This window comes from Limosilactobacillus caccae, from assembly GCF_900156885.1.
Taxonomy (GTDB): Bacteria; Bacillota; Bacilli; order Lactobacillales; family Lactobacillaceae; genus Limosilactobacillus; species Limosilactobacillus caccae.
The window spans coordinates 1-9,538 of sequence record NZ_FTOY01000006.1 but is presented as its reverse complement, the minus strand read 5'-3'; the positions used below and the strand labels follow the sequence as shown (position 1 = coordinate 9,538).

Here is a 9,538-nt window from a genome sequence, read left to right as displayed (position 1 = left end):
CGCTCAGGAATCGTTATGTGTTTGTGATATTGCATATATTTTAGGCTGTAGTATTGCAACCGCTTCTCATCACTTAAGAATGCTGTATGATGCTGACATTTTAGACCGTCAAAAAAAGGGGAAAATGATGTACTACTTTATAAAAGATGATGATCTGAAAAAAATACTTGCTCAACTTGACAGGTGAATTGACTTAAGTGCTTCCCTTAAGAAGAGAAAGTAATTAAAAATAGAGCAGTGAATTTTCTTGTTTGATTCCATTTTATATAGGAGGCTACTAGAAATAACCCCTAAATTAATCCTTTAACTAATTGTTTAATCTCATCACGTACTTGGCGAAACACTACCATTTTCTGTTCAGGAGTACCTTTAGCTTGTGCGGGATCAGGTAACGGCCAATGAACGCTTTGGGCCTGAGGAGGAATCACCGGACAGCGGTCCCTAGCATCACCGCATAAAGTCACAATTAAATCAGCTGAATTGAAATAATCTAGGTCAATCAGCTTTGATTTTTGCTGACTAATATCAATGCCGTCTTCAGCCATGGCCTCTACCGCGTAAGGATTAAGGCCGTGTTTTTCAACACCAGCACTTTTACATTCATATTGATCCTTGAGCAATGCTTTGCCATATCCTTCAGCCATTTGGCTACGACAAGAATTACCAGTACATAGGAAATAAATCTTTTTCATAGCTTTTAATAGAATTTTCTCTTAATCCATAATGCCACATCAACTAACAGAATCATCACTGGTACTTCGACCATGGGGCCAATAACGGCCGCAAATGCTTCTCCTGAATTTAATCCAAAGATACCAACGGTAACTGCCACGGCTAATTCAAAGTTGTTACTTGCAGCCGTGAACGATTGAGTAGCCGAAACTTCATAACTTGTGCCTGTCTTCTTTGCAATCCAGAAAGTGATAAAAAACATCAAAACAAAGTAAAGAAGCAAGGGAATTGCAATTCGAACAGCATCTAATGGAAGTTGAACTACTCGCGCTCCTTTAACTGAAAACATAATAACAATGGTAAAAAGTAATGCCCAAGTAGTAATGCGGCTAATTTTAGGAACATACTTCTCTTCAAACCAATCTTTTCCTTTATGATGAATAATTAGGTAGCGAGAACTAATTCCTAAAATGAAAGGAATACCAAGATAAATAAAGACAGTCTTAGCAATTTCACCCATGGTAATATTAACCGTTTGCGTTTTAATATCGAATAGCTTGGGTAAAACACTGATAAGGAAGTAGGCATAAATAGAATAAAAGATAATCTGAAAAATTGAATTCAAAGCCACTAGACCAGCAGCGTAATCATTATTCCCATGTGCTAATTCGTTCCAAACAATGACCATCGCAATACAACGTGCCAACCCAATCATGATTAAACCGATCATATAATTGGGATAATTGTGTAGAAAAATGATGGCTAAAGCAAACATCAATAATGGCCCGACAATCCAATTTTGAATTAGTGAGAAAATGAGTTCTTTCTTATCATGAAATACATCACCCATTTTTTCATAATTAACCTTAGTTAATGGCGGGTACAGCATTAAGATTAAGCCGATAGCAATCGGAATAGACGTAGTTCCCACTGACCAACTGTTGATCAACTTAGGCAAGGAAGGGAAAATAAATCCACTTAAAATCCCAAGTGCCATAGCTAAAAATACCCATAAGGTCATATAACGGTCCATGAATGATAAATTTTTAGAAGTACGCATAATAGCCCTCCATATAGATAATTATCTATGCATAATGCAAAATAAAAAAGCTAACAGTTTGAATATGAATCCTTACATATGCAATGGTCAGTCTTAGATAGTATTTGTGTTAATTCACTAATCAGTCCTTCTTTTTTGTTTGAATTTAAAGAATAATAGTGCCACTTAGTATCTTTTCTTACGTTAACTAATCCACTTTTTTCCAGAATACTCATATGGTGGGAGAGAGTCGGTTGTGTAAAGTCAAAGTGTGCAAGTATATCACACCCACACATCTCACCACAGGATAGCATTTCTAAAATCTTAAGACGGTTAGGTTCAGCAACCACCTTTAAAAGTGATGCCAAATCTTTATACTCATGGTGCATCAGTAAAATCCTCCACATTAAACATAGACGCTCATCTATATTATATCACATGAATAATGAAAAAGATTGCCGTTCAGACGGAATTAGATTTTTACTATTATTACAAAACCAGCAGTATTAATGTGTTATTCTCCAAAGCCAACCATGTTTTTCTTCATTTGATGACTTAGTTGTTACCTTTTGCGGTAAGTCAGGTTGGGTTTGCTTATGAGTAGTTAAATCTAATTGTTGTGCTTGGTCAGCAATCCGATTTGCTGTTGCAATCTGCTCATCTTTTACAGTTAATTGCTGTTTAAGTAAATCGATCGTTGCGGATTGTTCTTCAATACGAGCTTTTAATTGGTCGATGATTGCGTCTTTTGTTGCTGGATAAGTCTGTTTTTCTTGTGTTTTAGGATTATTCTGATAATACTCTTCCATTTGCTTAAAAACGGCGTCATTATAGTATTTAGCGTTATGTTGACCTGTTTTAATTGGTTTAAACTTGTGTTTTACTATGAACCGTGAGGCTGAAACTACTGATATATCAAAATACTTTGCTAATTCTGAAGTTGTATATGTTTTACTTTTACTTTTACTCATGCTTTAGCCTCCTTTAGGCTAATTCTAGCATATAATTATTATTACTATTGCTATTTCAGGATAATTACGGTTATACTTAGACACGTAAGCGTTTTTCGTTTACCAACAATAATTAAATAAATCAGAGTAAAGAAAAAGCTCGTTAAAGTATTGGCGTACTTTAGCGAGCTACCGATTAACTAGTTGCAGTAGTCAATCGGGGTTGTCTATTTCTTTAATATAATTAATTTTAGATGAAATAGACTAATATTTCAAGATATAGCTACACAAAAATATCAGTGAAATCAAACCCTAAAAACTATGAAAGTCGACTAGTTAATCTAGTCGGCTTTTTCTTTTGGTTCACAACCGGTTAAACTCGCAAGCAGTGACTCTGCACCGTGGTAGTATCCCGAAAGCGTCCGTGAGTCTGGAGACGCGCCAGACTTGTAGTTAACAATATGGGTATGCTAAACCCTGCTATTATCGCATATGGCTAAAGACGTGGCTGGAAGCTTCGAAAATGCTACGGACAACCCTAATATTCATGGGATTTTCTCGTGTTCTCCCTATGTTTTGCTGAAAAGTAAGTAAGCAATTGAACAAATCAACACTAAGAATATTAGGGGCAAGGGCGGAGTGCGCTTAAACTGTCTGCATTGCTTATTTGCTGAGCTAATAACGTAAGTTGTTGGTTGAGTAAATAAGCGATGGGTTGAATGAGAGCGAACTCTCTCGAAACTTTTTAGCCACAGATAGGCTAGGTTTCGAGAGAGCAAGGCTGTGCAAGCGGAGCTTGCTTCCTGGGGAGTTAAGGTGAAGTACGTTCTTTTTTAATAAGAGGTTTGTTATTAGCGTTCCCACTCATCATCAACTTGTTGTTTAAGTGATTTTTGGGTTTGTTCTTTGGTCTTTTGAAGTTGGTCAGTGGTTGCACTTAGGAGTGCTCTTTTAAGTTTGATGATTGGGTCGTTCATTAGTTGGATTTCTTTTTGAGCATTAGGCTTATGTAGGGAAGCTTGAATTTTTGAAAAATCTACGTAGCTGCTTTGAAGTTGAATAGGTTTTTTTGGATTAACTGGTGGCAATAAGCTTTTAGTGACCTGATTAATGAAGTTGGTTGCTGTAGTTTTAATCTTTTGGAGAACTTGAGTAGTAACATCTATGAGGTATTTTAGAGGTTGCCGGAGGTGTTGTTGTCGGCCGTTGGTAGTGATGACTGCTTCCGGTACTTCATTTGGTTTAAGTAGTTGTTGTTCTACTTTGTGGTTAGGGTCGTGTTCGGTAATTGTATCAATTAGTTGGTTTTTGTAGCCGTTGATGTTGTTTTTCATTAGTTGTTGGCTTTGTTGTAGTTGAGTGTTTTGCCTAGTTAGTTCTTGGTTGGTGCTTTCTAGGTTAGCTTTGGTACTGTGAGCTTTGAGGAGTTGTTGGTTAATTTGCTCTAGTTCATTTTGTGCGTCTGTTTTGTCTTGTGTCCATTCGGCTTGCTGGTCTTGTCGCCAATTATCAATTTCTTGTTCAATTTGAGCAACGTTATCTTCGGTTACATTAATTGATTGGTTATTGCCATCGGTTAGCTTGTTTTGGGCGATTTCTTTTTGGGCATTTTTGATTCGTTGTTGTTTGCGTCGTTTGAGCTGGTTATTAGCTTCGTCTAGTTGGTCTTGTAGGACTTTGAGTTGCTGGCGTTGAGTAGCCAGTTGTTGCTCTTGTTGAGCTTTTTGTTGTTCAGCTTTCTGGCGTTCTTGGTCAGCAGTTGCCTTGGCTTGCTCTGCCTTTTCTTTATCGTCCTGAGCAGCTCTATTAGCCCTTGTAATGCCTTTAGCCATTTCGATGGGTGATAAGTCATTACCGTCTTTATCGACTGCCTGGCGGCCTGTGGTGGCTTCATAGATGTCCTTGAGATTTTTAGTGACGGTTTTGACTTGTGCTTGCATATCGTTATTTTGGTCATTCAATGTTTTGGCTTGGTCTTGAAGGTTTTGGACTTTCTTTTGATGGTCAGCGATTTCTTGATGTTGGGCCTTTAGTTGCTCCATCGATAGTCCCGTTTGTATAGTCTTATCTTCCTTGGTTTTGCGTTCAAAATCGAGGATTTTTTTATTTTCGGGGACTTGGTAGGTCTTATGTAATTCTTGCTCCAAGCATTTTAGGGCGAACTGGTCAAGATTAGCTCGATACCATTTGAGTGCTGCTCGGCCTGAAGCCGTTTTGCCTGTGACAGCCTGATGAAGGCTTACTAAGGCTTGGTTTAATGAATTAGTGACATGTGCTGCCCGTTTTTTACCCCCTCGGGTCATGCCAAAGGTAGCTACTTCAAAATGGATATGTGAAATGCCCATTTCATCATTGTTGGTTGCGTAACGGCCACGATGTAGGTAATCACCAACATTAATGCGTTGCTGATGAACTTTATTTGCTGGCCACCCGATATTGTTGTTAGTGGCCTTAATTAAGGCTCGATTGAAACAACCATAAAATTGTTTAGCAACTGCAATATTATTTTGAATTGGTTTGTTATTTTCGTCTTTAAGCTTGAAAACCAAATGAGTTGTGCCGTCTGGTAGTTTCTCTTCTTGATATGAATCTTTTGGACAGAATTGTTTCATCAATTGGCTTTGCACTTCCATATTACCAATTGTTAAAATGGCGGTAGCTTTCTTCTTGTTTTTAAGATAATTTTTCACACTGCCAAATTGTCGTTCAGCATGACCTTTTTCTCGTTGGTGTTGGTCGTGTTGTTCTACATAGTCGTGGAAGTGCTGTTCGTTCCAATCATCAATAGCTTGTCGCGTAGTAGTTGATTCATCATATACATTAAATTGAGTTTCATTAAATACAATATCTTTATTGGAATGGTTAATATTCTGGTCATGTTCTACATGCTTTTGAATTCCAGAATAACCATTAGTATCTTTCGCTTGTAAGTCAGTTGTTACGGTACACTTAATTGCCATGATTAATGCCTCCGTAGTTTGATATTCTATAAGTAATTATATCACGATAACAATTTAGTATAGTGGGTAGTTTATCCAATATACTAGCTCCCTAGTCAAAATGGAGTAACACCATTTTGTTGGTCGCTCTTCCGAGAGAATTAGGAACACATTTCCTAATAACCATTTATTTAATTTTCAAGATTACATTTGAAAATTAAATGTTACCTTTTATATCAAAAAGGTAACGCCAAAATAAAATCCCCAATGCATTTTTGCAAAGGGGATTTTTTATAATCACGAGTTAACTTTCGTTAATCTTGATTGTTTCCATTGGGTAATTCATTCTCTTTTAATGGATTATTACCCAATGGTTTGGCATGGCTTTGTTCCTGCTGCTCTTGTTTTATTTTAGCCACAAATGCAGTCACAAAATCATGCAAATCTTTTTTCGCAAATGGCTTTTGATCATCACCAATTTGTGAATCAATAATGCTGTTTAAGCGTTGCATTAAGTCATCATTATTGCTGGCCGAAGTTAGCATAGCTTCGGCCAATTCCGCTTTCCATTTTAGTTCGTTTAAGGCTAAAACATCAGCGTTATGTTTCATCTGGAGCTTCTTATACTCCATATCTTCAGGAACAGTACGACCACTCAGTTTTTTGGCTTTAAGTTCTTGCCAACGGGCAATTGATTTAGGGGACATCATGATAAAAACTTCTTTCTATTAAGTAATTAGATTAACTATTATGAGAAGTTAACAGTCAATCTCTTGCCCAAAGCGTTAGCAATTTTGGTTAAAGTATCAATACTGGTGTTGGCGCCGCTTTCAATTCGTGCAATTGTTGATTGAGGAACATCAGAAACAGTAGCTAGATCTCGTTGAGAAAGGCCTGATTCTTTTCTAACCTTAGTTAATGCAATGGCACTCTCTAACTTAGTTGTTTCGTTTTCAAATTCCTTTTTAAATTCCGGATCCTTTAATTGTTCATTTAAGTAGTCTTTAAAATTAATGTTGCTCATAATTATTGCTCCTTTCGGTTGGCAAAGTATTCGTCACGTAATTTCTTAGCATGATTAATTTCTCGTGGCGGTGTTTTCTGGGTTTTCTTAGTAAAGCCATGGGTAATAACGTAGTGAACGCCATCAACGTGAAAATAAAGGCCACGTTGTTGATTATTACTAACCCGAGAGCGAATTTCATAGAGGTTCTTCTCCAGTGGCTTAACCCAGTTATGTTGAATTCCAGCACTAAGTCCATAAGTTGCGACCATGTTAATCCGTGCTAATAACTTTGCTTTAGCTTTAACGTCAAGACTATCTAAATATTCTGCAAATTCAGTATGGCCATTAGGGCGAGTATAAAATTCAAATTCTAAATCTTCCATGCCCTAATGATAGCATATATTGTATTAATTATCAATATATGCTATCTAGAACAACTACCGTGCTTCGCTTGCTGGACTCGTTAATCAGAACGGTTTATGACTAAACCTAACCTGATTAACGAGTGAATTTTTTGGGGGGAGTGCTTAATCGAACTTAACTTCATCGAGCATTTGTTCTCGGCTGACTTGATCCAGACCTAAATATTTTAAGGTCATGGCTTCTGAGGAATGATTAAGCAGCGACATCACTAAACCGATATTGTAATGAGTTTGTGTGTAGACCCGGTAAGCCCCAGTTTTTCTCATTGTGTGAGTACCGAGGTAGTTAATCCCAAGTAAATCGCCAGTTTTAGCCATGATTTTGTAAAACTGTTTTTCAGTGATGTGCCGATCGGGGTGTTTAGTCGATGGAAAAAGCCAATCTGAGTGGAGATTTTGTTGGTTTAGCCACTGAAAATAGTCTTTTAGGTCTTGTTTAACTGGTTTTAGGTACAAAGTATTGGGCTTTCCGGTCTTTTTATCCCGAATATAAGCATTTTTAGCGATAGTCCCATCGTTATTGAAGATTTCATTGCGTCTGAGAGCTAATAAATCGGACACTCGGAGTAACGTTGCCTTGCCAACTTGGAAAATTGTGTAATTTCGGCGGCCAGCTTTAAAATTATGTAGGAGAGTATCTTCGACTTCATGCAGGATATTGGAATCTTTGATGGGTAAAACGAGTTGTTTCATGATTAATTGCTCCTTATTTAAGGGGATATTTTTTGAATATATATATTAAAAGCCCCTATATTCTGATTGTAGAATACAGGAGCTTGATATATCAACATTCTTGAGGGTCCATTTATTACTTATAGGCCCTAACAGGGAAACAAGATTTATTTAAGAACTTTTCTCAAACGTATCATGTCCCTTAAAACAAGACCATTTTCAGTAATTTCTTTATCATAGTGAATTGTAAAGAAATTTTGATCAACACCAACAACGCGGAAATCACATTTTTGATAAAGATAAAGTTGTCCGAAGCTAGTTGTACCAGTTCCAATTTCAAGGCACTTGTAATTATTGTTTCGCGCATATTTTTCGGCAAAAGTAAGAAGTTGATGCCCAATTCCTTTGTTTCTTTGTGTTGAAATTACGGCAATGTTCACAACTTCTAGTGTTTCGGGGTGTGTAGGTAAAAGAATCAACACTCCTAATAATTCATTGTTATAGGTTGCCTCAAAACAAAAAGAACGGTTCAAATACTTACTTATTAATTTTTCATTAGGATCTGCTTCAAGTAGCAGTTTATAATGCTGTTCTGTTAGTTTATTTAGTGTTTCAATATTTAGATTCATCTTTTCTCCTAATGGGAATGTGCCAATTGTTCTAAATGCCTGTCTGAAAAACTGTTTAATTTTGAAATCATTGTAGCCCCCCTTTTTCCTAAAACAAGTTTAATAAAAAATAGGAGAGGATTCAATTATCTAAAACTAGGAAATGATATTAATTAATCATATACTTTCATTTTACGGACTGAATAAAAATAGTCCATTTTTTTAGTATAAGATCAATTCCTTATGAGTCCTGAAAGATACTAGATTTATAGTATACTATGTCAAAAGGAGGAGTTAGATGAACAATCAAATCACACTAGCGTATTTAGATCATGATGATCTAGATGCTTTACAAGTTGTAAGTGTTGTCAGTTTTTATGAATCGTTTATCGATGGCGCAGATCCACTTGATATGCAAGAATATTTACAGACACAATTGACAACTGAAATATTGGCAGTAGAATTGGCACAGTCAACCAGTAAATTTATTGGTATTAAGGATCATCAAATACTCATTGGTTATATGAAAGTCAATGATGAAAAAGATGCTATAGAGATTCAACGGCTCTATCTGCTCAAAGATTATCAAAACAAAGGGTTAGGGCAACGGTTACTCGATGAAGCGAATCGTTATGCTAAAACGAAACAAAAACATTATTTACGTTTGGCTGTTTATGAAAAAAATCATGCAGCTATTCGTTTTTATGAACGTTATGGATTTAAAAAAATCGGGATCAAACATTTTCTTTTAGGAAAACAAGATCGTATTTGTCCGATTTTAGAAAAAGAAATCTAAAAAGACGTCCTCACTTTTGATGCTGAGGACGTTTTTTTCTTGTGTTAATCCTTTTGACTTTCTAATTAGTGTAATACGCATTTCGTGACTCATACATTTTTCTCTCTTTCACTAATGATTTTATAAGGCAGATTGCAAGAAATAACATGAACAAATTAAAATAGTGTTCATGTTAACTTGCTAAAAATAAGTAGTGTATTATTCTAGGTGCTTAAAAGAACTAGGTTAGGCTTAATCTTGTTTACTCTCTCTTTATTAAAAATAGCCCCTAAACTAATTGGACAATACGTTTTTTTAGTTTCATCGCGCGTTTGTCGAAACACAATCATTTTTTGTTCATGTGTGCCTTTTGCTTGTGCCGGATCAGGTAATGGCCAGTGAATACTTTTAGCTTGTGGTGGTATTACTGGACACCTACAAATAAAATTTGGCTT

The 9,538-nt window shown here is 36.3% G+C and carries 12 protein-coding genes and 1 pseudogene; 2 read left to right on the top strand and 11 right to left on the bottom strand.

Annotation, left to right across the window (positions count from 1 at the left end; genetic code table 11):
* Nucleotides 1–187, top strand: a 187-nt coding sequence (locus tag CZ502_RS00915) for an ArsR/SmtB family transcription factor (RefSeq protein ID WP_143457257.1), incomplete at its 5' end; no start/stop codon positions are given.
* A 103-nt stretch (nucleotides 188–290) separates the two neighbouring features.
* Here the strand turns inward: CZ502_RS00915 and arsC are convergent.
* From arsC to CZ502_RS00865, 10 genes are all read right to left on the bottom strand, one after another.
* Entirely contained in the window at nucleotides 291–692 is a 402-nt protein-coding gene (arsC, locus tag CZ502_RS00910) for an arsenate reductase (thioredoxin) (RefSeq protein ID WP_076459246.1), read from the bottom strand.
* A gap of 5 nt (nucleotides 693–697) precedes the next feature.
* Nucleotides 698–1,732 (bottom strand): ACR3 family arsenite efflux transporter, encoded by a 1,035-nt coding sequence (gene arsB, locus CZ502_RS00905; RefSeq protein ID WP_076459245.1) that lies wholly within the window; start codon nucleotides 1,730–1,732, stop codon nucleotides 698–700.
* Nucleotides 1,733–1,782: 50 nt separating this feature from the next.
* Entirely contained in the window at nucleotides 1,783–2,100 is a 318-nt protein-coding gene (locus tag CZ502_RS00900; RefSeq protein WP_007124972.1) for an ArsR/SmtB family transcription factor, read from the bottom strand.
* Nucleotides 2,101–2,217: 117 nt separating this feature from the next.
* Nucleotides 2,218–2,682 (bottom strand): transcriptional regulator, encoded by a 465-nt coding sequence (locus CZ502_RS00895; RefSeq protein WP_076459244.1) that lies wholly within the window; start codon nucleotides 2,680–2,682, stop codon nucleotides 2,218–2,220.
* Between the two features lie 830 nt (nucleotides 2,683–3,512).
* Nucleotides 3,513–5,621, bottom strand: a complete 2,109-nt coding sequence (locus CZ502_RS00890; RefSeq protein WP_076459243.1) for a coiled-coil domain-containing protein — start codon at nucleotides 5,619–5,621, stop codon at nucleotides 3,513–3,515.
* 293 nt (nucleotides 5,622–5,914) lie between these two features.
* Nucleotides 5,915–6,310, bottom strand: coding sequence for a replication protein (locus tag CZ502_RS00885; RefSeq protein WP_191979411.1), 396 nt, complete (start codon nucleotides 6,308–6,310; stop codon nucleotides 5,915–5,917).
* Between the two features lie 38 nt (nucleotides 6,311–6,348).
* Nucleotides 6,349–6,624: a helix-turn-helix domain-containing protein gene (locus CZ502_RS00880; RefSeq protein WP_056994890.1), complete on the bottom strand. Its 276-nt coding sequence runs from the start codon at nucleotides 6,622–6,624 to the stop codon at nucleotides 6,349–6,351.
* 2 nt (nucleotides 6,625–6,626) lie between these two features.
* Entirely contained in the window at nucleotides 6,627–6,989 is a 363-nt protein-coding gene (locus tag CZ502_RS00875; protein WP_003672622.1) for a type II toxin-antitoxin system RelE/ParE family toxin, read from the bottom strand.
* 144 nt (nucleotides 6,990–7,133) lie between these two features.
* A complete protein-coding gene (locus CZ502_RS00870; RefSeq protein ID WP_003672620.1) occupies nucleotides 7,134–7,721 on the bottom strand; it encodes a site-specific integrase in 588 nt (195 codons plus the stop codon).
* 146 nt (nucleotides 7,722–7,867) lie between these two features.
* Nucleotides 7,868–8,329 carry a GNAT family N-acetyltransferase gene (locus CZ502_RS00865; protein ID WP_016058040.1) on the bottom strand — a complete coding sequence of 154 codons (462 nt, stop codon included), beginning with the start codon at nucleotides 8,327–8,329 and terminating at the stop codon, nucleotides 7,868–7,870.
* A gap of 277 nt (nucleotides 8,330–8,606) precedes the next feature.
* Here CZ502_RS00865 and CZ502_RS00860 point away from each other — a divergent pair, with 277 nt between their 5' ends.
* On the top strand, nucleotides 8,607–9,104 hold the full coding sequence (locus CZ502_RS00860) for a GNAT family N-acetyltransferase (RefSeq protein ID WP_076459242.1): 498 nt from the start codon (nucleotides 8,607–8,609) through the stop codon (nucleotides 9,102–9,104).
* 203 nt (nucleotides 9,105–9,307) lie between these two features.
* On the opposite strand, the pseudogene CZ502_RS10835 reads toward CZ502_RS00860, so the two are convergent.
* Nucleotides 9,308–9,538: pseudogene (locus tag CZ502_RS10835) on the bottom strand (hypothetical protein); the annotation flags it as partial.

Coding starts and splice junctions, on each gene's coding strand:
- CZ502_RS00900 (WP_007124972.1), bottom strand. CDS start 2,100: ATGCACCATGAGTATAAAGATTTGGCATCACTTTTAAAGGTGGTTGCT.
- arsB (WP_076459245.1), bottom strand. CDS start 1,732: ATGCGTACTTCTAAAAATTTATCATTCATGGACCGTTATATGACCTTA.
- CZ502_RS00865 (WP_016058040.1), bottom strand. CDS start 8,329: ATGAATCTAAATATTGAAACACTAAATAAACTAACAGAACAGCATTAT.
- CZ502_RS00895 (WP_076459244.1), bottom strand. CDS start 2,682: ATGAGTAAAAGTAAAAGTAAAACATATACAACTTCAGAATTAGCAAAG.
- CZ502_RS00870 (WP_003672620.1), bottom strand. CDS start 7,721: ATGAAACAACTCGTTTTACCCATCAAAGATTCCAATATCCTGCATGAA.
- CZ502_RS00890 (WP_076459243.1), bottom strand. CDS start 5,621: ATGGCAATTAAGTGTACCGTAACAACTGACTTACAAGCGAAAGATACT.
- CZ502_RS00875 (WP_003672622.1), bottom strand. CDS start 6,989: ATGGAAGATTTAGAATTTGAATTTTATACTCGCCCTAATGGCCATACT.
- CZ502_RS00880 (WP_056994890.1), bottom strand. CDS start 6,624: ATGAGCAACATTAATTTTAAAGACTACTTAAATGAACAATTAAAGGAT.
- arsC (WP_076459246.1), bottom strand. CDS start 692: ATGAAAAAGATTTATTTCCTATGTACTGGTAATTCTTGTCGTAGCCAA.
- CZ502_RS00860 (WP_076459242.1), top strand. CDS start 8,607: ATGAACAATCAAATCACACTAGCGTATTTAGATCATGATGATCTAGAT.
- CZ502_RS00885 (WP_191979411.1), bottom strand. CDS start 6,310: ATGATGTCCCCTAAATCAATTGCCCGTTGGCAAGAACTTAAAGCCAAA.